Source organism: Nonomuraea corallina, from assembly GCF_027620315.1.
In the GTDB taxonomy this organism is placed as follows: Bacteria; Actinomycetota; Actinomycetes; order Streptosporangiales; family Streptosporangiaceae; genus Nonomuraea; species Nonomuraea corallina.
Genome location: NZ_JAPNNL010000037.1, coordinates 1 through 26,125 on the forward strand (window position 1 = coordinate 1; position 26,125 = coordinate 26,125).

23 protein-coding genes are annotated in these 26,125 nt (G+C 73.3%); 15 read left to right on the plus strand and 8 right to left on the minus strand.

The window, feature by feature from the left end:
- Nucleotides 1–2 precede the first annotated feature (2 nt).
- Entirely contained in the window at nucleotides 3–539 is a 537-nt protein-coding gene (locus OUY22_RS12235; RefSeq protein ID WP_270154998.1) for an NUDIX hydrolase family protein, read from the minus strand.
- Between the two features lie 80 nt (nucleotides 540–619).
- On the opposite strand from OUY22_RS12235, the gene OUY22_RS12240 reads away from it, so the two are divergent.
- Nucleotides 620–1,891, plus strand: coding sequence for an alpha-amylase family protein (locus OUY22_RS12240; RefSeq protein WP_270154999.1), 1,272 nt, complete (start codon nucleotides 620–622; stop codon nucleotides 1,889–1,891).
- Here the strand turns inward: OUY22_RS12240 and OUY22_RS12245 are convergent.
- A complete protein-coding gene (locus OUY22_RS12245) occupies nucleotides 1,878–2,771 on the minus strand; it encodes a TIGR03619 family F420-dependent LLM class oxidoreductase (protein ID WP_270155000.1) in 894 nt (297 codons plus the stop codon). The genes OUY22_RS12240 and OUY22_RS12245 overlap by 14 nt on opposite strands.
- A gap of 439 nt (nucleotides 2,772–3,210) precedes the next feature.
- Between OUY22_RS12245 and OUY22_RS12250 the strand changes: the two genes are divergently transcribed.
- From OUY22_RS12250 to OUY22_RS12260, 3 genes are all read left to right on the plus strand, one after another.
- Nucleotides 3,211–4,200 carry a HesA/MoeB/ThiF family protein gene (locus OUY22_RS12250; RefSeq protein ID WP_270155001.1) on the plus strand — a complete coding sequence of 330 codons (990 nt, stop codon included), beginning with the start codon at nucleotides 3,211–3,213 and terminating at the stop codon, nucleotides 4,198–4,200.
- Nucleotides 4,197–5,267 carry a hypothetical protein gene (locus OUY22_RS12255; protein ID WP_270155002.1) on the plus strand — a complete coding sequence of 357 codons (1,071 nt, stop codon included), beginning with the start codon at nucleotides 4,197–4,199 and terminating at the stop codon, nucleotides 5,265–5,267. The genes OUY22_RS12250 and OUY22_RS12255 overlap by 4 nt, the downstream gene beginning before the upstream one ends.
- A gap of 179 nt (nucleotides 5,268–5,446) precedes the next feature.
- On the plus strand, nucleotides 5,447–6,658 hold the full coding sequence (locus OUY22_RS12260) for an MFS transporter (protein WP_270155003.1): 1,212 nt from the start codon (nucleotides 5,447–5,449) through the stop codon (nucleotides 6,656–6,658).
- Here OUY22_RS12260 and OUY22_RS12265 read toward each other — a convergent pair.
- Nucleotides 6,644–7,321: a hypothetical protein gene (locus OUY22_RS12265; RefSeq protein WP_270155004.1), complete on the minus strand. Its 678-nt coding sequence runs from the start codon at nucleotides 7,319–7,321 to the stop codon at nucleotides 6,644–6,646. The two genes, OUY22_RS12260 and OUY22_RS12265, sit on opposite strands and share 15 nt — an antisense overlap.
- A gap of 264 nt (nucleotides 7,322–7,585) precedes the next feature.
- Here OUY22_RS12265 and OUY22_RS12270 point away from each other — a divergent pair, with 264 nt between their 5' ends.
- The 8 genes from OUY22_RS12270 (at nucleotide 7,586) to OUY22_RS12305 (ending at nucleotide 14,725) form a co-directional block, all read left to right on the plus strand.
- Nucleotides 7,586–8,422: a universal stress protein gene (locus OUY22_RS12270; RefSeq protein ID WP_270155005.1), complete on the plus strand. Its 837-nt coding sequence runs from the start codon at nucleotides 7,586–7,588 to the stop codon at nucleotides 8,420–8,422.
- Nucleotides 8,419–8,997: a CBS domain-containing protein gene (locus OUY22_RS12275; protein WP_270155006.1), complete on the plus strand. Its 579-nt coding sequence runs from the start codon at nucleotides 8,419–8,421 to the stop codon at nucleotides 8,995–8,997. Before OUY22_RS12270 ends, OUY22_RS12275 begins: the two co-directional genes overlap by 4 nt.
- A 49-nt stretch (nucleotides 8,998–9,046) precedes the next feature.
- On the plus strand, nucleotides 9,047–9,559 hold the full coding sequence (locus OUY22_RS12280) for a flavodoxin family protein (RefSeq protein ID WP_270155007.1): 513 nt from the start codon (nucleotides 9,047–9,049) through the stop codon (nucleotides 9,557–9,559).
- Between the two features lie 12 nt (nucleotides 9,560–9,571).
- A complete protein-coding gene (locus OUY22_RS12285) occupies nucleotides 9,572–9,907 on the plus strand; it encodes a nucleoside/nucleotide kinase family protein (RefSeq protein WP_270155008.1) in 336 nt (111 codons plus the stop codon).
- Between the two features lie 68 nt (nucleotides 9,908–9,975).
- Nucleotides 9,976–10,449, plus strand: coding sequence for a universal stress protein (locus OUY22_RS12290; RefSeq protein ID WP_270155009.1), 474 nt, complete (start codon nucleotides 9,976–9,978; stop codon nucleotides 10,447–10,449).
- Nucleotides 10,450–10,498: 49 nt separating this feature from the next.
- On the plus strand, nucleotides 10,499–12,955 hold the full coding sequence (locus OUY22_RS12295; RefSeq protein ID WP_408638149.1) for a cation-translocating P-type ATPase: 2,457 nt from the start codon (nucleotides 10,499–10,501) through the stop codon (nucleotides 12,953–12,955).
- Between the two features lie 148 nt (nucleotides 12,956–13,103).
- The gene (locus OUY22_RS12300; protein WP_270155011.1) at nucleotides 13,104–13,955 is read left to right on the plus strand and encodes a universal stress protein; all 852 of its coding nucleotides are present in this window, start codon (nucleotides 13,104–13,106) and stop codon (nucleotides 13,953–13,955) included.
- Entirely contained in the window at nucleotides 13,952–14,725 is a 774-nt protein-coding gene (locus OUY22_RS12305; RefSeq protein WP_270155012.1) for a DUF6544 family protein, read from the plus strand. Before OUY22_RS12300 ends, OUY22_RS12305 begins: the two co-directional genes overlap by 4 nt.
- Here OUY22_RS12305 and OUY22_RS12310 read toward each other — a convergent pair.
- From OUY22_RS12310 to OUY22_RS12320, 3 genes are read right to left on the minus strand one after another with little or no spacing between them, the layout of a single operon-like run.
- Nucleotides 14,722–15,348 carry a DinB family protein gene (locus OUY22_RS12310; RefSeq protein ID WP_270155013.1) on the minus strand — a complete coding sequence of 209 codons (627 nt, stop codon included), beginning with the start codon at nucleotides 15,346–15,348 and terminating at the stop codon, nucleotides 14,722–14,724. The two genes, OUY22_RS12305 and OUY22_RS12310, sit on opposite strands and share 4 nt — an antisense overlap.
- Nucleotides 15,345–18,266 (minus strand): pyridoxamine 5'-phosphate oxidase family protein, encoded by a 2,922-nt coding sequence (locus tag OUY22_RS12315; protein ID WP_270155014.1) that lies wholly within the window; start codon nucleotides 18,264–18,266, stop codon nucleotides 15,345–15,347. Before OUY22_RS12315 ends, OUY22_RS12310 begins: the two co-directional genes overlap by 4 nt.
- Complete coding sequence (locus OUY22_RS12320) at nucleotides 18,263–19,012, minus strand: HAD family hydrolase (RefSeq protein WP_270155015.1); 750 nt, start codon at nucleotides 19,010–19,012, stop codon at nucleotides 18,263–18,265. Before OUY22_RS12320 ends, OUY22_RS12315 begins: the two co-directional genes overlap by 4 nt.
- Nucleotides 19,013–19,168: 156 nt before the next feature.
- Between OUY22_RS12320 and OUY22_RS12325 the strand changes: the two genes are divergently transcribed.
- Nucleotides 19,169–19,825, plus strand: a complete 657-nt coding sequence (locus OUY22_RS12325; protein ID WP_270155016.1) for a CBS domain-containing protein — start codon at nucleotides 19,169–19,171, stop codon at nucleotides 19,823–19,825.
- Nucleotides 19,826–19,955: 130 nt separating this feature from the next.
- Here OUY22_RS12325 and OUY22_RS12330 read toward each other — a convergent pair whose 3' ends face one another.
- Nucleotides 19,956–22,505, minus strand: coding sequence for a bifunctional acetate--CoA ligase family protein/GNAT family N-acetyltransferase (locus OUY22_RS12330; protein ID WP_270155017.1), 2,550 nt, complete (start codon nucleotides 22,503–22,505; stop codon nucleotides 19,956–19,958).
- A 49-nt stretch (nucleotides 22,506–22,554) separates the two neighbouring features.
- Nucleotides 22,555–23,517: an Acg family FMN-binding oxidoreductase gene (locus tag OUY22_RS12335; protein ID WP_270155018.1), complete on the minus strand. Its 963-nt coding sequence runs from the start codon at nucleotides 23,515–23,517 to the stop codon at nucleotides 22,555–22,557.
- A gap of 195 nt (nucleotides 23,518–23,712) precedes the next feature.
- On the opposite strand from OUY22_RS12335, the gene OUY22_RS12340 reads away from it, so the two are divergent.
- Nucleotides 23,713–25,089, plus strand: a complete 1,377-nt coding sequence (locus OUY22_RS12340; RefSeq protein ID WP_270155019.1) for a cytochrome ubiquinol oxidase subunit I — start codon at nucleotides 23,713–23,715, stop codon at nucleotides 25,087–25,089.
- Between the two features lie 10 nt (nucleotides 25,090–25,099).
- Nucleotides 25,100–26,059, plus strand: a complete 960-nt coding sequence (cydB, locus tag OUY22_RS12345) for a cytochrome d ubiquinol oxidase subunit II (RefSeq protein WP_270155020.1) — start codon at nucleotides 25,100–25,102, stop codon at nucleotides 26,057–26,059.
- The last annotated feature ends 66 nt before the right edge of the window (nucleotides 26,060–26,125 follow it).

A 26,125-nucleotide genomic window follows, 5' to 3' on the forward strand; every position in this document is an offset into this window, starting at 1 on the left:
GGTCAGGGCAGCCGGCCGACGTGGGCGAGCGCCTGCTTGAGCAGCACCCCCTGGCCGCCGGTCATCTCCTGCTGCACCATCGGCGAGGCCGCCTCCTCGGGGGTGAACCACACCAGGTCCAGCGCGTCCTGCCGGGGGCGGCAGTCGCCGCGGACCGGCACGATGTAGGCCAGCGAGACCGCGTGCTGGCGCGGGTCGTGGTAGGGCGTGACGCCGGGCGTCGGGAAGTATTCAGCCACCGTGAACGGCGCCGGCGACGCGGGCAGACTCGGCAGCGCCACCGGCCCGAGGTCCTTCTCCAGGTGGCGCAGCAGGGCGTCGCGGATCCGTTCGTGGTGGAGCACCCGCCCGGAGACCAGGGCCCTGCTGACGGTCCCGTCGGGCGCGATGCGCAGCAGCAGCCCGACGTGGGTCACCACGCCGGTGTCGTCCACCCGCACCGGAACCGCGTCGACGTACAGGATCGGCATGCGGCCGCGCACCGACTCGAGCTCCTCCGGAGCGAGCCAGCCGGGCACGGTCTCGGTAATCTCGGTCACTAGCTGATCGTACTGTTCCCCGGATCGCGGCCGGTCGGCGGAGTCCGGAGCGCGGCGCGTGTCGGCGTAGGCTCACCGGTGTGACGTGGTGGAAGCAGGGAGCCGTCTGGTGGCAGGTCTACCCGCTGGGTTTCACCGGCGCCGAGCCCGCGGCCCCGCCGCCCGGCACGCCGGTTCGCCACCGGCTGCGGCACCTGGAGGCGTGGCTCGGCTACGCCGCCGAGCTGGGCTGCTCGGCGCTGCAGCTCGGCCCGATCTTCGCCTCGGAGACGCACGGCTACGACACGCTGGACCATTTCCGCGTCGACCCCCGGCTCGGTGACGAGGCGGACTTCGACCGGCTGGTTCGCGCCGCCGGCGACCACGGGCTGCGGATCGTCCTGGACGGGGTGTTCAACCACGTGGGCAGGGGTCACCCGAGGTTCGCCGATCCGGGTTCGGCGCACTGGTTCGTGTCCCGGGACGGCGGCCACGCCACGTTCGAGGGCCACCACGGGCTGGTCGAGCTCAACCACGACCATCCCGAGGTCCTGGAGTACGTGGTCGGCGTCATGGACCACTGGCTGGACCGCGGAGCGTCCGGCTGGCGGCTCGACGCCGCGTACGCGATGCCCGCCTCCTTCTGGCACAAGGCGCTGACCCAGGTGCGCCCGCGCCACCCGGAGGCGTGCTTCGTCGGCGAGGTGATCCACGGCGACTACGCCGCCTACGTGGCCGGGAGCGGGCTGGACTCGGTCACCCAGTACGAGCTGTGGAAGGCCGTCTGGAGCTCGCTGAACGACCGCAACCTCTACGAGCTGGCCTGGGCGCTGGACCGGCACGACGCGCTGCTGGAGTCGTTCGTCCCGCTGACCTTCGTCGGCAACCACGACGTGACCCGGCTGGCGACCCGGCTCGACGACGAGCGCCACCTGGGTCACGCGCTGGCCGTGCTGTTCACCGTGGGCGGCGTGCCGAGCGTCTACTACGGCGACGAGCAGGGCCTGCGCGGGCTGAAGGAGGAGCGGCCGGGCGGCGACGACGCGATCAGGCCCGCCTTCCCCGCCACCCCCGAGGAGCTCGGCCCCGCCGGATGGCCGGTCCACCGGCTCCACCGGCGGCTGATCGCGCTGCGCCGGCGCAACCCGTGGCTGACCCTCGCCCGTACGACCGTGCCCCACCTGACCAACACGGCCATGGCGCTGGAGAGCACCGGCGACGGCAGGCTGCTGACCCTGCTGAACTCCGGACCGGAGCCCTACCGGTTCCCCCTGGACATCTCAGGTCTGGCGGTCGCCGAGAGCTCCGGCGCGGGCGCCGCCGACCCCCGGCTCGTGCCCGCGCACGGCTGGGCGATCCTCACCGCGGGCTGAACGTCTCGGCGTAGCCGTGCAGCGCGTCGACCGTGGCCGCCACGCTGGCGGCGGGCGGCTGGACGACGAACGAGGTGACGCCCGCCTCCGCCAGCCGGCCCAGGTGGTCGCGATGCTCCTCGACGGAGCCGCCGTCGATCAGGTATCGGTGCGCAGGGGTGCGCACCTGCACGTCGATCGCCTGCCCGGCCAGCTCGCGGACCTCCGCGACGTGCCCGGCGAGCTGCCCGATCGTGGTGATCTGCGAGGTCCTGGCGGTACGGGCGCTCTCGGCGGTCGTCAGGAACGGGCTCCAACCCTGGTGACGGGCGGCCCGGCGGCGGGCCGTCGCGCTGTTGCCGCCGATCCAGATGGGCGGCCCGCCGGGCGTGTGCGGCGCCGGCAGGGCGGCCACGCCGCGCCCCTCGAAGATCGGCCCTGGGTGGTCGAACGGCACGGTCGTCCACACGCCCCGCATGACCTCGATCGACTCGTCGAAGCGGGCGTTGCGCTCGGCCAGGTCCACTCCCATGGCCAGGAACTCCGAGCGCAGGTAGCCCGCCCCGGCCACCACGGTCAACCGCCCGGCCGACAGCAGGTCGACCGTGGCCAGGCTCTTGGCCAGCAGGAACGGGTTGTGGTACGGCAGCACGAGCAGGTACGTCATCAGCCGGATCCGCTCCGACACGGCGGCGCAGTAGCTCAGCGCGGCGATCGGGTCCAGGCTCTCGTGGCCGCCGGCGTCGAGCCACTTCTTCGACGGCGCCGGATGCTCGGTGAACCCGACGGCGGCGAACCCGGCGTCCTCGGCCGCCCGCACCACCTGCCGCATCCCGTCGGGACGGACCAGAGCGGGGTCGTAGCCGGGCACGCTGACCGGGTACTCGACGGTGAACTTCACGGGGGCTCCTCCGGGTGCCGACCTCGTCCATCAGGTAAATCTTATAACTGATGGACGGTTGACGGGGGTGTGGGGGTTCGTCCCGAGTCTGGTGATCTACACTGTAAAGGCACCCGACTTGAATGGATTTCTGCAAGAAATAAACCAGAATTCTGCGACTTAGGGCATCAATAACCACACAGACCGTCATTGGGCCTCCCTGTTTCCGGCGATTCTCCTTACGATCACATCGGCCAACACGATCTACGAAGGGATCGCGCATGACGATCGAGATCAGGAAGGTCGAAGAGGTCGAGACCACCGGTAACAGCAACAGCTGCTGACCGTCGCGGGGCCCCCTTCGCGGGGCCCCGCCTTCATGCTGACGGGAGCCGCCCTCATGCCCAGGATTCAGGTGAATCCAGCATTTCCCCTTTTCATTGATGACGCGCATGAGCAGGTGCGGCTGGGCGACTTCCCGCCGACCGGCCTGATCCTCGATCCGGCCGCCGCGCCGCTGCGCCGCCTCATCCGGCTGTGCGCCCGCGAGCCGGTCGAGCAGGCCGACCTGTACGCGCTGATCGGCGAGGTGCCCCCGCAGGAGATCGACGCGGCGGTGGCGCGGTTGCTGGAGGCCCGGGTCCTGGTCACCGACGATGAGCTCGGCGCGCTGACGGCCGATACCGGACTCTCCCGCTTCGCGCTGTTCCTGTCCATGTTCCGGCCCGCGGCCGAGGTCACCGCCGCGCTCGGCGAGCTGCGCCGCGCCCACGTGGCGGTGCTCGGCGTCGGCGCGATCGGCGGGGCCGTGGCGCTCCAGCTCGCCACCGGCGGCGTCGGCCGGCTCACGCTCCTGGACCATGACCGGGTGGAGGAGAGCAACCTGCACCGCCAGCACCTGTACGCGGCGGACGACGTGGGCGAGCTCAAGACGGCGGCGGCCGCGCGGCGGCTGCGGGCGCACCGGCCGGACGTGCGGGTGGCCGTCGTGGACCGGCGCATCACCGGGCCGCAGGACGTGGTGACGGCCGCCGACCTCGTGGTCAACACCGTCGACACGCCGCGGCCCGACATCGCCCGCTGGGTGAACCGGGCCTGTGTGGAGGCCGGGGTGCCGTTCGTGACGGGCGGGTTCAACCAGCACGTCGGCCTGGCCGGGCCGCTCGTGGTGCCCGGCAAGACGGGCTGTCTGGCCTGCCAGGAACGGTCGCTGGCCGCCCGGTACGGCAGCGCGGAGCTGCCCGTCGGCGACAACCCGGAGCGGGTGATCCCGTCCTTCGGGCCGCTGTGCCAGATCGTGTCCGGGATGCTGGCCTCCGAGGTGATCCGCTATCTGGCGGGCGCCGGGGTCCCGGCGGTCGAGGGGTGCGGCGTCTGGCTCGACCTGCTGACGCTGACCACCACGATCAGGGAGTTCCCCCGCTACGACGGGTGCGGGGTCTGCGGGTGAACACCGATCTGTCCTTCCTGACGGTGGTGGCCGACGGGCCGGACGACTACGTGATCGGCAACGGGGAGACGTTCGTGCACGTCCCGGCCGTGGCGGCGGCCGTGGTGGCGGCGCTCGACGGCACCCGCACGGTGGCGCAGGCGCGCGAGCGGGTGCGGGCCGAACGCGGCGTGGACGTGGACGTGGCCGCCTTCGTGGGCGGGCTGGAGGGGGCGGGGCTGCTGCGGCGGGCCGGACGGGCGCCGAACGTGTGGGACCGGATCCGTCCGCGGCACGTGGCCTGGTTCTTCTCCCGTCCCGCCGATGTGGCGCTGCTGCTGCTCACCGGGTGCGCGCTGGCGGCCGCGGTGGCCGAGCCTCGGGTGCGGCCCGACGTGACGGCGCTGGTGTGGACGGGGAGCCTGACGTTCACGCTGGCGTTCGCCGCCGGATCGTGGATCCTGGTCTTCCTGCACGAACTGGGCCACATCGCCGCCGCGCGCTCGCTGGGCGTGCGGGCCGAGCTGTCGCTGGGCACCCGGCTGCAGTTCCTGGTGGTGCAGACCCGGATGACCGGGGTGTGGGGGGTGCCGCGGCGGGCCCGCTACCGGGCCTACCTGGCGGGGATGCGGGTCGACTGGACGCTCATCTGCCTGTCGGCGTGCGTCCTGTACGCGACCGAGGCGGCGCTCGCCCGGCTGGTGATGGTCATCTGCCTGGCGCAGGTGGTCTGGCAGTTCCTGTTCTTCATGCGTACGGACGTGTACTACGTGTTCGCCAACGCCGGCGGGAACAAGAACCTCATGGCCGACGCGCAGGCGTACCTGCGCGGGCGGGGCGGCGGGGCGCGGTGGAGCGTGCGCGTGTACGCCTGGTTCCTGGTCGTGGGACGGGTGCTGGGGCTGGCGTTCTTCGCGTTCTACACGGTGCCGATCACGGTGGCGGTGTGCGGGCGGGCGGCGGCGGAGCTGGCGGCCGGGTCATGGTGGGAACCGATGACCACTCTTGCGGTGATAAGCGTCGGATGGGTGCTTTATCTCGTGATTCTGGCCCGCCGTTCTCTCCGGTGGATTCGCCGCTTTTCGTGACGCCATGAGGAAGCCAATATTTCCTCTTTTATGGCGGTAATTCCGCGTACCCCGTTGACCGGTTCCTGGCCGGAAGATGACCGAAACTGATCATCGTTTGGCCCAACTTCGCGGGACCGAAAACCCGTCAGCGGGCATGGGAGGGCGGGAAGGCCGTTCTCCTGGAGGTGGACTCCACCATGCCCGCCGCACCACCCGCCGCCACCGGAACGACCACCGCCGGCCGCGCCACCGCGCTGACCCTGGCCACCCTCGCGTTCGCGGTGAACTTCTGGGCCTGGGCGCTGCTCAGCCCCCTGGGCCCCGTCTACCAGGAGTCGCTGGGGCTCACCGCCGGCGCGGTGTCGGTGCTGGTCGCCATCCCGGTGATCGTCGGATCGCTGGGCCGGATCGTGCTGGGCGCGCTGACCGACCGCTACGGCGGCCGGCTGGTGTTCGGGGTGGCGTCGCTGATCGGCGTGATCCCGGTGGTGTTCCTCGCCTTCGCCGACACCTACCCCCTGCTGCTGGTGGGAGGGCTGCTGCTGGGCATCACCGGCGCCACGTTCGCGATCGGCGTCCCGTTCGTCAACGCGTGGTTCCCTCCGGAGCGTCGCGGACTGGCGCTGGGCGTCTTCGGCATGGGCAACATCGGCACGGCCATCTCGGGCTTCGCCACGCCCTGGCTGGCCGACCAGTTCGGTCGCCGCGCCCCCTTCTACGTGGTCGCGGCGGCCCTCGCCGTGACGGGCGTGGTCTTCCTGCTGGTCGGCCGGGACGCGCCCGGCACCAAGCCGGCGGCCGAGCCGTTCCTCAAGAGGTTCACCGACGCCGCCCGGATGCGGGTGACCGTGGAGCTGGCCGGCATGTACGCGCTGACCTTCGGCGGTTTCGTCGCCTTCGGCGTCTACCTGCCGCTGTACCTGGAGAGCGTGTACGGGCTGACGGTGGCCGACGCGGCGGCCCGCTCGGCCGGGTTCGTGGTGCTGGCCACGCTGGCCCGTCCGGTGGGCGGCTGGCTGTCGGACCGGATCGGCGGCGAGGTGGTGCTGTCGTACGCGCTGGCGGTGGTGGTCGTCTGCGCGATCGTGGTCTCGTTCGCGCCCGGCATGCCGGTGGCGACGGCCGGGTTCCTGGCGATGGCGGTGGCGCTGGGGCTGGGCAACGGCGCGGTGTTCGCGGTGCTGGGCCGGGCCGTGCCGGTCGCGATGGTCGGCAGCGCCACCGGTGTGGTGGGCGCGGCCGGCGGGCTCGGCGGGTTCCTGCCGCCGATCGTGATGGGGCTGATCTACCAGGCGACCGGATCGTACGCGATCGGGCTCATGCTGCTGGCGGCGGTGGCGTGCGGGGCCTTCGTCTACTCCTGGTTCGTCCTGCGCGCCCGCGCGCGGCGCTCATCAACCGACCGGTGACGGCGCCGGCGGACGCGCGAGTCTCCAGCCGGTGAGGCCCAGCCAGACGGTCAGGAGCGCCTGGAGGGGGAAGACGAGCGCGGGCCCGAGGACCCAGGGAAAGGACCCGGCGAGCTGGGCCAGGCCCGCGACCACGCCCACGATCACGGCCGCGCGGCCCCAGCCGGCCTTGCGCATCGCCGCCGCCAGGACGAGAAGGGCGCATCCCCACAACAGCGCCACCAGATGGACGCCGCCGTAGTACAGGACCACCACCAGCGCCAGCGTCGGCGGATCGTCCAGTTCGATCCCGTACGCCGGATACACCAGACGACCGTGGACGACGACCAGCAGCATGCCGACCGGCACCGTCAGGCCCAGCAGCGCGCAGCCGGACGCGGCCCCGAGCCCGTCCGAGCCCCGTAACGCGCGGTACAGGGCCAGAACCGCGGGGATGAGCGCGACAGCTCCCACCGCGAGGATCTCGTTCGTCGCCATCAGCGCGACCCGATGCGCTTCCACCCACTCCGGCAGCCGGGACGGTTCGGCCGGAGGCTCCTGGACGACGAGATCCAGAACCGCCTTGACCAGGTGCAGACCGCCGGCGACGGCGCAGAAGACTCCCCCCGGCACACTGCCGCGGGTCGTGCGGGAAGCGTGGTCGGCGGACAGTCGGCCGTTCATGACCGAGATCATCGCATACACCCAGAGTCGAGCGGCAATCCAGCGGAACGCCCCGTTCCGTCCGCGAGCGTCCAGGGGTGTCCGAGGGCCGTCACGTGGGCGTCGGAGGACCGTCCGGGTGCCGTTCAGGTGCCGTTCGGGACGCGTTCGGGACGTGTTCGGGACCAAAGGCCATCTGTTTCAGGGTCTTCGTCCCCGGGTGACGGGAGCCACCGTTGGTGAGACTGAAGATGAGAGCGGAGACACCGGTGAAGGGAGCGCGTGATGACCCGGCAGATCGTGGTCGCCGTGGACGGATCGGCGCCGGCGACGGCAGCGGTGGAGTGGGCCGCCGCCGACGCCCGCCGCAGAGGACTGAGCCTGCGCATCGTCCACGTCTGCGAGCGGGGCCGGCACGGCTCCGACGGGACCGAGCACTGCGCCGAGATCCTGGACGTGGCCGCCGACCGGGCGCGCGCCCTCGGCGGCGTGGAGGTCACGACCGAGCTGCTCGCCGGCCAGGTCGCCCCGGCGCTTCTCGCCGAGTCGGCGAAGGCCGAGAGCCTCGTCCTCGGCAGCCGGGGGCTCGGCGGGTTCAAGGGCCTGGTGATGGGCTCGGTCGGCATGGCCGTGGCCGGTCACGCCGAAGGCCCGGTGGTCGTCGTGCGCTCCGCCCCGGTCGAACGCGGGCTGGTGGTCGTCGGCTACGACGGCTCCGAGCACGCCGACGCCGCCATGGAGTACGCCATCGACCAGGCCCGCCACCGCGACGCCGAACTGCGCGTCGTGTACGGCTGGACCATGCCGGTGTTCTCCCCGTACGCGGTCACGTACAACTCGCTGATCGAGGACGTCATGCGCGAGGAGGAACACGCCGCGCGCGAGCGGATCGTCCCGTGGCAGGAGCGGAACCTCGACGTGCGGATCACCGACGCACAGGCGTGCGAGCACCCTGTCGCGCTGCTGATCGAGGCGGCCGAGGAAGCCGACCTGGTCGTCGTCGGCTCGCGCGGGCTGGGCGGGCTCGCCTCGGCCGTCCTCGGCTCCGTCAGCCACGGCGTGCTGCACCACGTCACCTGCCCTGTCGCCGTCGTCCGCCCGCGACCGGAGGAGGACTCATGACCAGCGCCACCGTCCGTACCACCCCGACCGGCAACGGTCCGGCCGGCGAATGGCCGCGCGCCGCACGGCAGCACGCGCAGCGCCGACCGGCCGAGCGCCCGGCAGGCCCGCCGCAGGCCGCGCGGCTCACCGCCGAGCAGGTGATGAGCCGCGTCCTGGTCGCCGTCGAGCCCGGTGAGTCGCCGCTGATGGCGTGGGAGCTGATGCGCCGCGCCGACGTGCACCACCTGCCGGTCGTCGAAGGGCGGCACGTGCTCGGCATCCTGACCCGCGAGGACGTGGCCGAGGCCTGGTCGGGCGGCCCGAGGGAGCAGTCCGAACGCCAGGTCGGCTCGCTGCTGGCCGGCCGGCGCCGGCCCCGCGTCGGCCCCGGCGCCACGCTGGAGCGGGTCGCCGCCGTCATGCTGGACGCCGGCTGCGACGCCGTTCCCGTGGTCCGCGACGGCGGCCTCGTCGGGCTGATCACCGCCCGCGACCTGCTCGCCGCCGTCGCCGGGCGCATCGAGCCCCGGGACGAGCAGGACGAGCCGGAGATCATCACCGGCATGTTCCACCTCCAGCCCGTCCTTCCCTGACAGCCCGTCCTTCCCTGAAGGCTCGTCCCCCGCAACAGGAGGTCCCGCCATGCACGCGCTCGTCGTCTACGAGTCGATGTACGGCAACACCCGGCAGATCGCCGAGGCCGTGGCCGAAGGGCTGGCCGAGCGGATGCGGGCCGAGGTGGTCGAGGTCGGCTCGGCGCCCGGGATCATCGACGAGGACGTGGCGCTGCTCGTGGTCGGCGGTCCCACGCACGCCTTCGCCATGAGCCGCGCCGCCACCCGCCGCTCCGCCGCCGACGACGCCCCGCAAGGGCTCGTGTCGCGGGGGATCGGCATCCGGGAGTGGCTGTCCGGGCTGCGCACCGGCTCCGCCCGGCTGGCCGCCGCCGCCTTCGACACCCGGGTCGCCAAGCCCCGCCTGCCGGGCTCCGCCGCCCGCGGCGCCGCCAACCGCCTGCGCCGCCTCGGCGTCAGGAGCGCCGCGCCGGCGCACAGCTTCTATGTCTCCGGGACGAAGGGGCCGCTGGTGGCCGGCGAACTGGACCGTGCCCGTGAGTGGGGCGAGACCCTCGCGTCCTCCTTCGCGGTCCGCTGAGCTCAGCGGCAGATGCTCGCTCTGGGCGACCGCCGCCTGCTGGCCGTGGACGGCGTGTTCGCGTTCCGGCCGGAGATCGACGCGTACTGGGACCACCGCGTCTGGCTGCACGTGGACGAGGACCTGTCCGTCGCCCGCGGCGCCGCCCGCGACCAGGACTGGGCCGGTTCCGGAGCCGAGTCCGTGCACCGTGACCGCTACCTGGTCGCCCAGCGCGTCTACCAGCGCGAGGCGGACCCGCGGGCCCGCGCCGACGTGGTCATCGACAACACCGACTTCGCCCGCCCACGCCTCCTGCCCCCTCCGCCGGCCGGGCCGGGAGAGGACCAAGCCGGCGGCCCGCGCTGACCAAAGGCCCGCCGAACCGGGAAGAACGGCCCTGCCTGAATGCCCTGCCCGGCTCGGAGGATGGAGACATGGAAGGTCGGGACATCGTGGTGGGCGTGGACGGCACCGCTGACTGTGACGCCGCGCTGATGTGGGCCGCCGGCGAGGCCGGGCGGGCCGGGACGCGGTTGGTCGTCGTGCACGCCTGGCAGCCGCGCGCCGTCGGGTTCGCCCCGTACGCCCGTCCCCGGAGGGGGACCGGCAAGGAGGAACCGGCGCGGGAGGTCCTGGAGCGGGCCGTGCTGCGCGCGCGGGCCGCGGCGCCCGGCGTGAAGGTCGCCGGGCGGATCGTCAGGGGCAGACCGGAGGCGGTGCTGCGGCACGAGGCGAGCGGAGCCGCGCTGCTGGTGCTCGGCTCGGCCGCGCACCGCGCGGGCGACGGCAGGCTCGGCGCGGTACTGCTGGCCTGTCTGCGCTGGCCGCCCTGCCCCCTCGTGGTGGTGGGCGCCGGACATCCCGTCGAGCCCGGCGCCTGCCTGCCGGTCGCCGCCGCGGCCTGCTGACCGATGCCTACAGGGGGGAGGAGCGCGTGACATCATCCGCGCGCACCCGATGGACGTGACCACGCCTGCCACGCTCGGCCTCAGCGACGCCGAGGCCGCCGCCCGGCTCCACGAGCACGGCCCCAACAAGCTGCCCGAGGCCAGGCCGCCGTCGCTGCCGCTGCGGGTGGTCCGCCAGCTCGCCGACCCGCTGTCCATCCTGCTGCTGATCGCGGGCGGGGTGACGCTCCTGGTGCTGAACGAGGTGCCGGAGGGGGCGGCGATCGTCGCCATCCTGATCGTGAACGTGGTCATCGGCGTCACCCAGGAGGTCAAGGCGGAGCAGGCGGTACGGTCGCTGGGCTCGCTCACCGCGCCCATGGCCAAGGTGCGCCGCGACGGGACCGTACGCCGCATCGAGGCGGCCGGGGTGGTGCCGGGCGACGTGGTGGAGGTGGCCGCCGGAGACCGGGTGCCCGCCGACGCCCGCGTCATCGAGGCGTCCTCGCTGGCCGTCAACGAGTCCATGCTCACCGGCGAGTCCCGTTCGGCCAACAAACGGGCCGGCGGCGCCGTCGAAGGCCCGCTCGGCGACCGCGACGGGTCGCTGTTCTCCGGCACCCTGGTGGTGCACGGCTCCGGCCTGGCCGTGGTGGAGCGCACCGGTTCCGGCACCGAGATGGGCCGCATCGCCTCCGCCCTGCACACCCGGGTCAAGGGCCCGCTGGAGGTGGAGCTGGCCCAGGTGTCCAAGCGCATCGGCGTCCTGGCCGTCGCCGCCGGCGTCATCATGGTGGTGCTGGGCCTGGCCAGGGGCGGCATCGCCTGGATCGACCTGGTGCTGGCCGGGGTGGCGCTGGCGATCGCCGCGGTGCCCGAGAGCATGGCCGCGGCCGTCACCACCGCGCTCGCGCTCGGCTCCCAGCGGATGGCCAAGCTGGGCGTGATCGTACGCAAACTCTCGGCCATCCAGGCGCTCGGCGCCACCACCGTCATCGCCTCCGACAAGACGGGCACGCTGACCACGGGCCGGCTGACGGTGACCGACCACGTCGAGCTGCCGGGGGAGAATCTGTGGCGGGCCGCCGCGCGCGCCAACGACGCCCGCGACGAGGTCGGCGACGCGGTGGACGTCGCGCTGCTGGCCGCCGCCGCCCGGCACGGCGTCGTCCCGGACGAGCCCAGGCTCGCCACCCGCCCGTTCGACGCCGACACCCGGTCCATGGCCGCGCTCACCCGCGACGCCGCCACCGGCCGCCCCGTGCTGACCGTCAAGGGCGCTCCCGAGGCGGTGCTGGCCCGGTGCGCGCCGGGAGAGGCCGGCCGGCGGCTGGAGGAGGCCGTCTCCGGCCTGGCCCGCGAAGGGCTGCGGGTGCTGGCCGTCGCCGAGAAGGACACCGACGACCTCGACGCCGGCGACCTGCGGCCCGTGGGCCTGCTCGGGCTCAGCGACGAGGTCCGCGCCTCCGCCCGCGACGCCATCGCCGACTGCCGGCGTGGCGGCATCCGGGTCATGATGGTGACCGGCGACCACGCCGACACCGCCCGCGCCGTCGCCGTGGACGTCGGCATCGACCCCGACCCGGTCGTCACCGGGACCGAGCTCGCCGACGAGGGCGGCGAGCGCGACCGGCGGCTGTGCGAGGCCGGCGTGCTGGCCCGGGTCGACCCGAAGACCAAGCTCGACCTGGTGCGCGCGCTGCGCGCCGACGGCCAGGTGGTGGCGATGACCGGCGACGGCGTGAACGACGCGCCCGCGCTGCGCAACGCCGACGTCGGCATCGCCCTGGCCGGGGACGAGGGCACCGACGTGGCCAGGGAGGCCGCCGCGGTCGTGGTCACCAACGGCGAGCTCGGCACCATCGTCACCGGGGTGCGCGAGGGCCGCCGGCTGCACCACAACGTCTCCTCCATGATCGGCTACCTGCTCGCGGGCAACCTGGCGGAGATCTTCCTCGTGCTGGTCGGCCTGTTCGCCTGGCCTGACCTGGTCATCCCGCTGCTGCCGGTGCAACTGCTCTGGATCAACCTGGTGCTCGACGGCATCCCGGCCATCGCGCTCGGCGTCGACCGCGCGCCCGGCGACCCGCTGGAGGCCCGGCCGAGCCGCGGCGGGCTGCTCACCGGCGGGGTGCTGGCCGGCATCGCGGTGCGCGCGCTCATCGTCGGCCTGCTCGCGTTCGCCGCCGTGGAGGTGGCCCGCTCGCTCGGCTGGAGCGAGGAGCAGGTCAGGACCCAGGCGGTGCTCACGCTCGTGTTCGCCCGGCTGACCCTCGCCTACGTGGTGCGGGCCCGCCGCCGGACGTTCGAGAGCGGCTGGTGGCGAGGCCGCGCAATCATGATCGCGGTGCTCGGCACGCTGGCGCTGCAGTGCGTGGTCACGCTGGTGCCGCCCCTCGGCGCGCTGCTCGCGCTGGCGCCGGTCCCGCCGCTCGGCTGGGCGATGGCGGTCGCCGCCGCGCTGCTCACGCCGTTCCTCATCGACCTCGTACGGGTCCTGCCCTGGGTAAAGCGGGTGTCCGGTTAAGGGCCGAGGTCCTCGGCGGGGGTGACCGGCGGCCCTGCCCGGGTAGCGGGCGGTCGGGTGACGATGGAGCAGGGTGACGACGGAACCGCCGAGGGCCACCGGCGGGCGGAGACCCTCACCCGCGCTCCCGTACTCGAGGAGGCTGGAGATGAGCACACACGTCGTCGTGGGCGTCGACGGGTCCGAGCAGTCCGCGCCGGCGCTCGACTGGGCCGCCGCGGACGCCGCCCGGCGCGGCAAGGCGCTGCGCGTCGTGTACGTGCGCGAGCCCTGGATTCCCGAATACCCGGCGTCGCGCGGGCACGATTCGCTGACCGAGCGGGCCGAGCAGCTGCTGCGGCGTTCGGCGCTGCGGGCCCGCGAGCACGCGCCCGGCCTGGAGGTGACCACCGCGGTGGTCATCGGCGCGGCCGTGGAGCGGCTGCGCGCCGAGTCCGAGACCGCCGACACCGTGGTCGTCGGCAGCCGTGGCCTGGGCGGGTTCGCCGGGCTGGTGCTCGGCTCCACCGGGCTCGGCCTGGCCGGCCACGCGCACGGCCCGATCGTCGTCGTCCGCGGCCCGGCCCGCGTCCGCCACGACGAGATCGTGGTCGGCTACGACGGCTCCGAGGACGCCGAGTGCGCCGTCGAGTACGCGCTGGAGCAGGCTCAGGCCCGCCAGGCGCGGCTGCGCGTCGTCTACGGCAGGCGGCTGCCGGTGGGCGCCCCGCACCCCGCCGGGTTCGGGCCGCTGCCGCCGGCCGGCATCGAGGACGACATCCCGCGGCGGCTGCGGCCGTGGCTGGAGAAGTACCCGGGCGTCGCGGCGGTGCTGGTCGCGGTGACCGGGCACCCGGTGCCCGCGCTGGCCGCCGCCTCGCGCGCCGCCGACCTGGTCGTGGTCGGCTCGCGCGGGCTGGGCGGGTTCGCCACCGCGCTGCTCGGCTCCGTCAGCCACGGGGTGCTGCACCGCGCCCACTGCCCGGTGGCGGTGGTACGGCCGAGGGAGCGGACGTCATGACCGTCATCGTCTCCCCGCCGCACCTGACCAGCCAGGCCCGCCGCGACTGGGACACCCTGCAGGAGACCACCGGCCGCGCGCCGCGGTTCGACCCCGGCCAGGCGGACCACCTGCCCGAGGCGGCCCGGCGCTGGGTGCTGCGCGCCATCGCCCCCGGCACCCCGCTGCGGCGCTCGGTCGTGCTGCGCTCGCGCGGCGAGATCAAGCTCGGCACCTGGCGGCGCTTCCACGCCACCCAGGCGCTGGAGCCGATGGAGGGCTTCGTCTGGGCGGCCACCGCCTGGGTGGGGCTGCTGCCGGTGCACGGCTTCGACCGCTACCACGACGGCGTGGGGGAGATGCGCTGGCGGGTGCTGGACGCCCTGCCCGTCATGTCCGGCTCCGGCCCCGACATCACCCGCAGCGCGGCCGGGCGGCTGGCGGGCGAGTTCGTGCTGGCCCCGGCGGCCGCCCTGGACCCGCGCGTCCGGTGGAAGCACGTCGACGCGGACGAGGCCGTCGCGAGCCTGCCGGTCGGCGACGAGGACGTCGACGTCCGGCTGACCGTGGCCGGCGACGGCCGGCTCGCCGCCGTCACCGTCTGCCGCTGGGGCGACCCGGACGGGGCCGGCTACCGCCATCTCCCGTTCGGCGTCCTCTGCGGGCGGGAGGGCGTCTTCGACGGCTTCACCGTCCCGGTGGCGCTGCGGGGCGGCTGGTGGCCGGGCACGCAGCGGTGGGCCGAGGGCGAGTTCATCCGCTTCACCATCGAGGACGCCGTCTACCGCTAGCGGCCGGCCGCCCGGCGGGCCGCCTCCTCCACCCGCGCGTGGTAGGACGCCCACCACTCCCGCTCGACCGGCGGCAGGTTGCCACGGTCGGGGTGCAGCCCGGCCGCGCCGTCGACCAGCTCCCGGACGATGTCGGCGTGGCCGGCGTGCCGGTGCGTCTCGGCGATCATGTGGATGACGATCCGGCGCAGCGTGGTGACGCGGACGCCCGGCCTCCACCACGGGATCTCGCACGGCGCGCCGAGGCCGAGCGCGCCGATCGTGGCGTCGGAGTTGGCCCAGACGCGGCGGTAGAAGCCGACGACGTCGTCGCGCGTCTCCTCGGGCGCGGCCCACATGTCGAGGTTCGGCTCGGCGCCGGGCGCCAGGGCGGCCTCCAGCCACGGCACCGGCTCGGCGAGGCGGCGCCCGAACACGTGCCCCAGGTAGAGCAGCTCGGTCGCGGCGACGTGCTTGACCAGCCCCAGCAGGTTGGTCGCGGTCGGCGTCAGCGGCCTGCGCGCGTCGTACTCCGTCAGCCCGTCGAGCTTCCACACCAGCGCCTCGCGCGCCTCGCGCAGGTAGTGGAGCAGCGTCTCCTTCTCGCCTGTCTCATCCGCGGGCCTGTTCGCTGGCTCGTTCACAGGCCGTGGATCCGCCGGCCGGTGACCTGCTGCGGGATGATGCGGATGTGGAGCAGGCGCTCGCCGCCCGCCCACGGCGACACGTCGGCGCCGATCACCTGGGCCACCTCCTCGTCCGGCACGTGATGGTAGGGCCCCTGGACGAGCACGCTCCACCCCTCGCGCCGCACCTCGTCGATCCGGTCGACCTCGAACCCCACCACGATCTCCACGCCTTCGAGGCCGGTGCGAAGGTCGCGGTCCATCGCCCCGCCGTGGGCGGTGCGGAAGACGATCGAGCCCTCGTAGAGCCTGTAGTTGACGGGCAGGATCGTCGGGCCGTGCGAGCCGTTGAACGCCACCCGGCCCACGCCGCCCGGCGCGATCAGCCGCAGGCACTCCTCGCGGTCCAGCTTCTCCAGCTGGGGCGAGGCCGCCGCCGGGCCCTGGCCCGGCGGCCGATCCAGGCCACCGCCCAGCAGGTCGTCGGAGGTCGTGTCGAGGGCCTCGGCGAGCCGGGAGATCGTCGAGGCCGTCGGGGCGCCCGGACTCTCCTCCAGATACTCCACATAGCCCGGGGTGACGCTCGCCCGCTCGGCGACCTGCTCCCGCGTCAGCCCCAGGCGCTCGCGGTGATGCGCGATGCGGCGTCCGAGGTCGCCGGTGCCTGCCATGATCGTTCCTCCTTGGTCGAAGGTGAAGGTGCGGCCCGTGCCGCCGGTGAGCGTCTCCCCGTTGACCCGTACGGTGCCGTCGCGGGCCTCGATCTCGAACCGGACGCCGCGCACCCGGACGGGCAGGGACAGCGTGCCGAGCCGGTCGGGCACGAGCGGATCGAGACGCAGCCCGTCGTCACGCACCTCCAGCCCCAGATAACACCGCTGCAACAGATCGAGCGTACCGGCCATGGCCCCGAGGTGGACGCCCTCCTCGGTCGTGCCGCCCTGGACGTCGGCGATGTCGCTCCGCAGCGCCTCGACGAGCAGGTCCCACGACGCGGCGCGGTCGGTCCTGGCCAGCACCCACGCGTGCACCAGCGCGCTGAGCGTGGAGCCGTGGCTGGTCCGCTCCAGGTAGTAGGCGATCGTCCGCTCGATCAGGCCGGTGTCCGCCGGATAGCCGAGCCGGTCCAGGATGCCCAGCAGCTCCTCGGTGGTGAGCAGGTAGCACAGCATCAGCGTGTCGGCCTGCTTGGCCGCCTTGTAGCGGTTGACGTCGTCGCCCCGCGCCTCCAGCACCCGGTCCAGGCGGCGCACCCCCCGGTAGCGTGCCCAGTCGAGCTCGGGCAGGTCGGCGTAGCCGGTGAACTGGCTGATCACGCCGTCGTGGAAGTCGACCCGCATGCGGCGGGTGATGTCGGCCCAGCGGGCCGGTTCCCCGTGGTGCACGCCCGGCACCGAGGGGGCGACCTCCAGCGCCCGCCGCAGCAGCCACACCGTCATGATGTTGGTGTAGGCGTTGTTGTCCAGACCGGGGGAGGCGGCGCCCGGATAGCCCGTCTGATACTCGTCCGGGCCCATCACGCCGCGGATCTCGTAACGGCCCGAGCCGGGGTCGAGCACGGCCAGGGAGGCGAAGAACCGGGCGATCTCGATGAGCAGCTCCGCGCACCAGTCGGGCATCGACCCGGTGACCAGGTGGTACTGCCACACGTTGTAGGCGATGGCCAGGCCGACGTGCCGCTGCAGGTGGGAGGTGTCGGGCAGCCAGCGGCCCGATTCGGGGTTGAGGTGCAGCGTCTGCGTCTCCTCGCGCCCGTCGCTGCCGCTCTGCCAGGGGAACATCGCGCCGTCGTACCCTTCGGCGCGGGCCGCCGCGCGCGCCTCGCCCAGCCGCCGCCACCGGTAGCGCAGCGCGCCGCGCGAGACCTCGGGGAAGCGCAGGTTGAGCCACGGCAGGACGAACAGCTCGTCCCAGAAGACGTGCCCCCGGTAGGCCTCGCCGTGCAGGCCCCGGGCGGGCACCCCGGCGTCCAGGTCGGCGGTGTGCGGCGACATCGTCTGCAGCAGGTGGAAGACGTGCAGGTGGACCGCCTGGGCGATCTCCGGCTCGCTGACGTCCATCCGGGCGCACTCCCACAGCCGGTCCCACGCGGTGGTGTGGCGGGTCAGCAGCTCGTCGAAGCGGGGCGCCAGCCGCACGTGCCGGACGGCCGCCGAGCGGGGGTCGTGGACGGCGGGGTCGCGCGAGGTCACCAGCGCCACCACCTTGGTCACCGTGGCCGTCTCGTCCTCCACCAGGTCGAGCACGTGGCGGGTGACCGTCCTGGCCGCTTCCGCCACCGGCTCGGCCTTGCCCGGGGCGTCCACCCGGGCGGCCAGCGCGACCGTGACGTGGGAGCCGCGGGTGGTCGCGGTCAGCCAGGTGAGGTCGCCCTCCACCCCCGTCGCGTGCCCGGTCAGGTGGTCGCCGCGCAGGTCGCGGTAACGGGCCACGCCCTGGTTGCGCACGTCGCCCTCGACGGCCGACCGCACCCGCAGCGGGCCCGACCAGTTCTCCGCCGTGAACGTGGTCTCCAGCGCCGCGATGGTGCTGTCGGCCATCGACACGAACCGCCGCTGCCGCACCCGGGTGACGCGGCCCTCCGGGTCGCGCCAGCGCAGCTCACGCGCCAGCAGGCCGGCGCGCATGTCCAGCACGTGCCGGTACTCCAGCAGGTCGGCGTCCTCCGGCCGGAAGTGGTCGCAGCCCGGGGTGGCGAACGTGAGCGGCAGCCAGTCGGGCAGGTTGACGAGGTCCTCGTTGGTGACGGTGTGACCGGCCACGGGCGAGGCGAGCCGGTCGTACAGCCCGGCCGCGTACGTGCCGGGGGTGCGGCGCAGGCCGTCGGGGGTGGCGCCGCGGGTGGCGAAGCGTCCGTTGCCGAGCGTGCACAACGCCTCGCGCAGCCTCTCCCGGCGTACGTCGAAGCCCTCGTAGGTGAGGACCCAGGGCGTCATCGACGGCCCACCGGCACCCGCCCCGACACGGCCAGCTCGGCCAGATCCCGCACCACGACGTCCGCCCCCGCCCGGGTCATCGCCTGCGCCTGCGCCCTGGCCCGGTCGACGGCCACCACCAGCCCGAAGCCGCCCCGGCGCCCGGCCTCCACGCCCGGCAACGAGTCCTCGGCGACCGCCACCTCGGCCGGGGGCAGCCCGAGCCGGTGCGCGGCCTCCAGGAACAGCGCCGGGTCCGGCTTGCCGGGAAGGCCCAGCCGGGCCGCGTCGTTGCCGTCGACCAGCACGTCGAACAGGTGCAGCAGGCCCGAGGAGGAGATGACCGCCCGGCAGTGCCTGCTCGCCGACACCACCGCCGTGCGGCAGCCCCGGTTGCGCAGCTCGTGCAGCAGCGCCACCGTGGACGGGAACGCGGCCACGCCGTGCTCGGCGATCTGCCGTACGAACAGCTCGTCCTTGGCCATGCCCAGCCCGTGCACGGTCGGCGCGCCCGGGTCGTCCTCGGGGCCGCCCTCCGGCAGCGTGATGCCGCGCGAGGCCACGAAGGTGCGCACCCCGTCCAGGCGGGGCCGCCCGTCGACGTAGCGCAGGTAGTCGTCGCGGATGTCGAACGGGGCGGACCGGCCGCGCAGGAAGCGGTCGAAGACGTGCTTCCACGCGGCGGCGTGCACCCTCGCGGTGTCGGTGACCACGCCGTCGGTGTCGAAGACCACGGCGCGCAGCGTGTTGAGGTCGATCGCGGCCATGCGAAGACGCTACCCGCGAGTCGGCGTCCCATCCATGGCCGTCCGTCCTGCCCCGGGTCCTGCGGCGATCCGGTCTTAGGTCCCCGAGGGACGGGACCTTCGCCGCTGCCGACGCCCGGCCTCATGACGGATCGTGGAAGTGGAAGGAGAGGCATCATGACCATTCACGTCAGGGACGTCATGGGGCGGGTCGCCATAGCCGTGCTGGAGGACGCGTCCTTCAGCGAGATCATCGGCGCCATGAAGCGCTACGCCGTGGGCGCCGTCACGGTGATCGACGCCGACCGCCGCCCCGTCGGCGTGGTGTCGGAGGATGACCTGCTGCTCAAGGAGATCGACTCGGTACGGCACAGCGTGTCCATCTTCGAAAGCCCCCGGCAGCGACGGGAGCACCAGAAGGCCGCCGGGGTCAGGGCCCGCCAGCTGATGACCTCCCCCGCCGTCACCGTCACCCCGGGCACGACGGTGCGGGACGCCGCCCGGTTGATGCACGACCGGCGCATCAAGCAGGTGCCGGTCATCGACCCCGTCACCGGCCGTATCGCCGGCACCCTGCACCAGCGCGACGTGCTGCGGGTCTTCACCCGCCCGGCATGCGACATCGAGGCCGACGTGCGCGCCCGGCTGCCGGAGGGCGGCGACCTCACCGTCCGCGTGGAGCAGGGCGTGGTCGTCCTGGGCGGGCGCGTCCGGTGGGCGTCCGAGGCGGTCGCGGCCGTGGAGACCGCCCGCTCCGTCGAGGGCGTCGTGGACGTCGTCACCGAGATCGAGCCGGTCAAGGAGGACCTGGTGGCCGTCCCGCCGCTGATGTAGTGCCCGGCGAAAGGAGGGGCCGCCCGTCCGGGCGGCCCCTCCTTTCGCGTGTCACGGGGTACACGACACGACACGACACGACACGACACCGTACGCCCGCCGGTGACGGGCGTGCGGTGTACGGGGAGGGTCAGCGCAGGCGGCGCAGCAGCGGCGACGGCGGGGCCTGGGCCGGGGCGACCCGGATCCGCACGTCCACGGTCGTCGCGCCGTCCGGCGTCACGATGACCGGGTTCAGGTCCAGCTCGGAGACCTGGGGCAGGTCCTCCAGCAGGCGGCTGATCCGGGCGACCTGCCAGGCCAGCGCCTCCACGTCGGCCGGCGCGGACCCGCGGTAGCCGTGCAGCAGCGGCGCGCACCGCAGCTCGTCGATCAGCTCCCGGGCGGTGGCCGCGTCCAGCGGCGGCACCCTGAAGGCCCGGTCGGCCAGCAGGTCCGCCGTCACGCCGCCCATCCCGACCATGACCAGCGGCCCGAACGTCGGGTAGTTGACGCCGCCGACGATGATCTCGACCCCGGCGGGCAGCATCCGCTGCACGATCGCGCCGGTCATCTCCGCCCCGATGCGGGCGGACATGTCCTGGTAGGCGTCGCGTGCGTCCTCGGCGGTGCGCAGGCCCAGCCGTACGCCGCCGACGTCGCTCTTGTGCACCGGCCCCGTCACCTTGAGCACGGCGGGCAGCCCGACCCGGGCGGCGGCCTCGGCCGCGGCGTCCGCGTCGTGCACCGGCACCGCCTCGGCCACGTCCACGCCGTAGCAGCGGAGCAGCCGGGTGGCCTCGGCGGGGGAGAGCCACCCGCCGTCGGGCTCCTCCCGCAGCCGGTCGCGCACGATCGCCTTGGCGGACTCGACGTCGGCGGCGGGTGGCTCCTCGTGGGCGGGCAGCGGGCGGGCCCGCCACTCGGCGTACCGCACGGCCTGGGCCAGCGCCTTGATGGCCTGCTCGGGGAAGGCGTAGCTGGGCACGTGGCCCTCGATGACGCCGTCGTGGCCGACCACGCAGGCCAGGACGGGCTTGGCGGAGCCGGTCGCGGCGGCCGCGATGGCCTTGCGGGTCTCCTCCAGCCCGGAGCCGAACGGCGGCGTGTAGACCACGAGGACCGCGTCGATCTCGGGCGAGCCCACGACCGCGGTGATGGCGGCGCCGAGCTCGTCGGCGGCGGCGTCGGCGGTGAGGTCGACGGGGTTGCCGACGGCCGCGTTGCCGCGCGCCTTGATCAGCCCGGCCGGCAGCTCGGGCACCGACAGCCCGGCCGCCTCGCAGGCGTCGGCCGCCATCGCCTCCGGCCCGCCGGAGTTGCCGACGATGGCCACCCGCCGCCCGGCGGGCAGCGGCTGCGTGGACAGCAGCCGGGCGGTGTCGATCAGCTCGTGCACGCTGTCGAGCCGGATCACGCCGGAGGCGCGCACCAGCGCGTCCACGGCCACGTCCGGGGTGGCGGCGGCGGCCGTGTGGGAGCGGACCGCCCGGTCGCCGGCGCCCGTGCGGCCGCTCTTGACCAGCAGGATCGGCTTCTTGCGGCCGACCCGGCCGGCGATCCTGGCGAACTTGCGCGGGTTGCCGAACGACTCCAGGTACAGGGCGATGACGTCGGTGTTCGCGTCGTCCTCCCAGTACTCCAGCAGGTCGTTGCCGCTCACGTCGGCCTTGTTGCCGACCGAGACGAACATGGACACGTCCAGCCGCTCCAGCAGCGCGGCGGCCACCGCGCCCGACTGCGACACCAGCCCCACCCGGCCCTCGGTCGGGGTGATGGGCAGGAAGCTGGCGTTGAGCCGGGCGTGGCTGTTGACCACGCCCAGGCAGTTCGGGCCGATCAGCCGGATGCCGGCGCCGCGGCACACGCGCACGATCTCCACCTCGGCGCCCGGCTGCCCGGCCTCGGCGAACCCGGAGGTCAGCACGATCAGGCCGGCCACCCCCGCCTGGGCGCAGTCGCTGGTCACCCGCAGCACGTGCTGGGCGGGCACCGCCACGATGGCCAGGTCCACCGGCCCCGGCACGTCCAGCACGCTCGGGTAGGCGATCAGGCCGGCGATCTCGTCCGCGCTCGGGTTGATCGGGTAGACGGGGCCGTCGAAGCCGCCGGCGATCAGGTTGCGCAGCGCGGTGTGGCCCACGGACGACGGGTCGCGGGAGGCGCCGATCACCGCCACCGAGCGGGGCACCAGCACCCGGTTCAGCGAGGCCCGCTCCGCCGCGTGGTCGCGGGCCTCGATCTCGGCCCGCAGCCGCGGCGTGACCCGCGCGTCGATGACCACGCGCACGTTGCCGTCGGCGTACTCCTGGGTGCTGTCCATGCCGAGGTCGCGCAGCACGTTGCTCATCGTCCGGTTCTCGGCCAGCACGTCGGCCACCAGCTTGCGCACCCCGTGCGCGGCCGCGTCCACCGCCACGTGCTCCAGCATGAGCGTGCCCAGCCCGAGGCCGTGCACCGCGTCGTCCAGCAGGATCGCCAGGTCGGCGGAGCCGTCGCCGGACGGGATGTACTCGGCGACCGCGACCAGCTGATCCCGGAACGTTCCCACCAGCGCGTGCCCCGCGTAGCCGGGACCGGTGATGCGGTCCATGTAGGCGTGCGCGGTGGCCCGGCCCCCGGTGAAGAACCGCAGGTACGCCGAGCGTTCGGACGATCGGTCCACCAGCTCGTGCAGCGCCTCCCGATCGTCCTGGCGCAAGGGGCGTATTCGGGCGATTCCTCCATCACGGAGCAGGACGTCGTAACCGTCAAGCATCAGTCATCTCCAGTTCGCTGGCTGGGCGGCGCGGGCTACCCGGCACGTACGGTCCATAACCGATCCTAATGATCATCTGGGCGTGACCGCGGCGGTGGTAGGGATCCCGGCGTCCGCGCATGTCGCGCAGATCGAGCGGCTGGTTGAGGAACGACGTGGACAGACCGTGCCTGGTGGCGGTGAGCAGCACCCGCTGCAGCGCCTGCCCGGCGCGCAGCCAGTCGAGCGGCCGGTCGCCCGGCGTGGTCAGCACCACGAGCTGCGGGTGCTGCTCGAACCGGGCGTCGTACTCGTGCCGGCCGAAGTCGCGCACCGGCCCCGGGTCCCGGGCCGGGCGCGGGCCGTGGACGTAGGCGGGCACGCCGTCGAAGCGCGCCCCCGGCATCGTCCAGGCCGCCAGCTCGGCCTGGTAGTCGTGGTCGTGGGTCAGCTCGTCCTCGGCCAGCGCCACGTAGTCCAGCATCTCGGCGACGCCGTCCTCGTCCAGCGGCACGAGGTTCGCGCCCTCGCGCGAGGCGGCGATGCGCAGCTCGCCGAGCACCGACGGCGGCACCGGCCGGTCCGAGTACGGCTCGCGGTTGGTGCGCCGCACCGGGATCAGCTCGTACAGCTCCCGGTTCCTCTCGGTGGGCGGGCGGCCCTCGGCGATGCGCACGGCCGCCATCAGCTGCGGGTTCTGCTCCGGATCGGGCAGCAGCCACACGACGGGCCGCAGGCCCACCTGACGCACCGACAGCCGCAGGTTGAACAGGGCGGCGCCGCAACTCACGGTCATGGAGCGGCCGCGCGGGTCCGCGACCCGCAGGCGGCGGGCCGGGTCGGCCAGCAGCTCGACGTGCCGGCCGGGCACCACGCGGAAGCGCCACGGCTGGGTGTTGTAGACCGAAGGAGCCTGACCGGCGGCGACGAGCAGCCGGCGGATGCCGAGGTCGGAGCTGACGAGGGTAGGGGACATGACGCACCTCCTGTCTTCGAACCTGCCCCAGCCGCGCGCCGGACGGTCAGGGACGGAGGACCTTTGCGCGGGTGTCCAAAGTCCCTGCTCAGCCGCCGCGGGGCCGGGAGAGCCGTTGGACCTGGCCGAAGGTCCCTGAGGTAAAGGTCCGCGGACCCTACGCACCCGCTCTGACCTGGCAGGATGCTGGCCTTCATGGACGTGCTGGATCTATCCCGGTGGCAGTTCGGCATCACGACCGTCTACCACTTCCTCTTCGTGCCGCTCACCATCGGCCTGTCGATTCTCGTGGCCGCTTGGCAGACCGCCTGGTACCGCACGAAGAAGCCCGAGTATCTGCGCCTCACCAAGTTCTTCGGGCGGCTGTTGCTGATCAACTTCGCGATGGGCGTGGTGACGGGCATCGTGCAGGAGTTCCAGTTCGGCATGAACTGGAGTGACTACTCCAGGTTCGTGGGTGACGTCTTCGGTGCGCCGCTGGCGATGGAAGGGCTCATGGCGTTCTTCCTGGAGTCCACCTTCCTCGGGCTGTGGATCTTCGGATGGGACAAACTTCCACCCAAGGTTCACCTGGCCACGATCTGGACCGCCGCCATCGGCACCAACATCTCCGCCTACTTCATCCTGGCGGCCAACTCCTGGATGCAGCACCCGGTCGGCTACCGGATCAACAACGGCCGCGCCGAGCTCACCGACATCTGGGCCGTGCTCACCAACCCGACCACCCTCGTCACGTTCCCCCACGTGATCTTCGGCGCGTTCCTCACCGCCGCCGCGTTCGTGCTCGGCGTCGGCGCCTGGTTCCTGATGCGCAAGAAGCAGGTCTCCATCTTCCGGCCGGCCATCCGCGGGGCGCTGGTCGTCGCCCTCGTCTCGGCCGCCGGCGTGTCCTTCACCGGCCACTGGCAGGCCCAGCTCATGACCGAGCAGCAGCCGATGAAGATGGCCGCCGCCGAGGCGCTGTGGGACGACGAGAGGTCCGCCGGCTTCTCCCTGTTCGCCGTCGGCGACGTCGAGAACGGCCGCAACCACATCAACATCCAGGTCCCGTACGGCCTCAGCATCCTGGCCACCAACACCCTCGACGGTGAGGTCCAGGGCATCAACGACATCCAGAAGCGCTACGAGGCCCTGTACGGCCCCGGCGACTACGTGCCCGTGGTCGGGGTCGCGTACTGGTCCTTCAGGTTCATGATCGGGTTCGGCATGCTGGCCGCCGGGCTCGCCCTGATCGGGCTCTGGCTGACCAGGAAGGGCCGGCTGCCCGAAGGGCCGTGGTTCTACCGGCTGGCCATCCTGGGCATCGGGCTGCCGTTCGTGGCCAACGCCATGGGCTGGATCTTCACCGAGATGGGCCGCCAGCCGTGGACGGTCTTCGGCCTCATGCAGACCGCCGCCGCCGTCTCGCCCGGCGTCGACATCACCTCCGTCGCCATCACGCTCGTCGGTTTCACCCTGGTGTACGCGATCCTCGCCGTCATCGAGGTCCGGCTGCTGCTGAAGTTCATCAAGCTCGGGGCCGAGGAGGAGCCGCAAGCCGAGCCCGAGGCCGCACCCGCCCTGAGCTACTGAGGATCACGCCATGGAAACGATCTGGTTCCTGCTCATCGCCGTCCTGTGGACCGGCTACTTCGTCCTGGAAGGCTTCGACTTCGGGGTCGGCATCCTGATGCCGTTCGTGGCCCGCGACGAGGCCCAGCGGCGCACCGTCGTGCAGACCATCGGGCCCGTCTGGGACGGCAACGAGGTGTGGCTGCTCGTCGCCGGCGGCGCCACCTTCGCCGCCTTCCCCGAGTGGTACGCCACCTTGTTCTCCGGCTTCTACCTGCCGCTCTTCCTCATCCTGCTGGCGCTGATCCTCCGTGGCGTCGCGCTGGAGTACCGCAACAAGAGCGACAGCCAGAAGGGGTGGGACCGGGCCTTCTTCTGGGGCTCGCTGGGCCCGGCCGTGCTGTGGGGCGTGGCGTTCGCCAACATCGTCGCGGGGGTGCCGCTGGACGCCGACCACGAGTACACCGGCACCCTGTTCACCCTGCTGAACCCGTTCGCGCTGCTCGGCGGGGTGGCCACGCTGCTGCTGTTCGCCTCGCACGGGGCCGTGTTCCTGGCGCTGCGCACCACCGGCGAGCTGCGCGAGCGGGCCAGGAAGATCGCCCGCGTGCTCGGCCCGCTGACCATCGTGGTCGCCGCCGCGTTCCTGGTGCTGCTGGGCAGCGACAAGCCGGCCTACTGGGTGATCACCGGCGTGGCCGCGGTCGCGCTGGTCGCGTCGCTGCTGGCCACCGTGCGCGGCCGCGACGGCTGGGCGTTCACCGGCAGCGCGCTGGCCATCGTCGGTCTGGTGGCGGCCCTGTTCACCAGCCTGTTCCCGAACGTGATGCCCGCGCTCGACCCGGCCAACAGCCTCACCATCACCAACGCCGCCTCCAGCCCCTACACGCTGACCGTGATGACCTGGGTGGCGGTCATCTTCACCCCGATCGTGCTCATCTACCAGGGGTGGACGTACTGGGTGTTCCGTCGCCGGCTGACAGGGGCGTAGCGGCGGGACCTTGGGCCCTGCCTGGCCGCCGGACGGTGTGATGCGCTGGGTTATCGTCAGTTGGAG

Coding starts and splice junctions, on each gene's coding strand:
- OUY22_RS12300 (WP_270155011.1), top strand. CDS start 13,104: ATGAGCACACACGTCGTCGTGGGCGTCGACGGGTCCGAGCAGTCCGCG.
- OUY22_RS12325 (WP_270155016.1), top strand. CDS start 19,169: ATGACCATTCACGTCAGGGACGTCATGGGGCGGGTCGCCATAGCCGTG.
- OUY22_RS12315 (WP_270155014.1), bottom strand. CDS start 18,266: ATGACGCCCTGGGTCCTCACCTACGAGGGCTTCGACGTACGCCGGGAG.
- OUY22_RS12290 (WP_270155009.1), top strand. CDS start 9,976: ATGGAAGGTCGGGACATCGTGGTGGGCGTGGACGGCACCGCTGACTGT.
- OUY22_RS12320 (WP_270155015.1), bottom strand. CDS start 19,012: ATGGCCGCGATCGACCTCAACACGCTGCGCGCCGTGGTCTTCGACACC.
- OUY22_RS12285 (WP_270155008.1), top strand. CDS start 9,572: ATGCTCGCTCTGGGCGACCGCCGCCTGCTGGCCGTGGACGGCGTGTTC.
- OUY22_RS12340 (WP_270155019.1), top strand. CDS start 23,713: ATGGACGTGCTGGATCTATCCCGGTGGCAGTTCGGCATCACGACCGTC.
- OUY22_RS12260 (WP_270155003.1), top strand. CDS start 5,447: ATGCCCGCCGCACCACCCGCCGCCACCGGAACGACCACCGCCGGCCGC.
- OUY22_RS12305 (WP_270155012.1), top strand. CDS start 13,952: ATGACCGTCATCGTCTCCCCGCCGCACCTGACCAGCCAGGCCCGCCGC.
- OUY22_RS12335 (WP_270155018.1), bottom strand. CDS start 23,517: ATGTCCCCTACCCTCGTCAGCTCCGACCTCGGCATCCGCCGGCTGCTC.
- OUY22_RS12280 (WP_270155007.1), top strand. CDS start 9,047: ATGCACGCGCTCGTCGTCTACGAGTCGATGTACGGCAACACCCGGCAG.
- OUY22_RS12275 (WP_270155006.1), top strand. CDS start 8,419: ATGACCAGCGCCACCGTCCGTACCACCCCGACCGGCAACGGTCCGGCC.
- OUY22_RS12265 (WP_270155004.1), bottom strand. CDS start 7,321: ATGAACGGCCGACTGTCCGCCGACCACGCTTCCCGCACGACCCGCGGC.
- OUY22_RS12270 (WP_270155005.1), top strand. CDS start 7,586: ATGACCCGGCAGATCGTGGTCGCCGTGGACGGATCGGCGCCGGCGACG.
- OUY22_RS12295 (WP_408638149.1), top strand. CDS start 10,499: ATGGACGTGACCACGCCTGCCACGCTCGGCCTCAGCGACGCCGAGGCC.
- cydB (WP_270155020.1), top strand. CDS start 25,100: ATGGAAACGATCTGGTTCCTGCTCATCGCCGTCCTGTGGACCGGCTAC.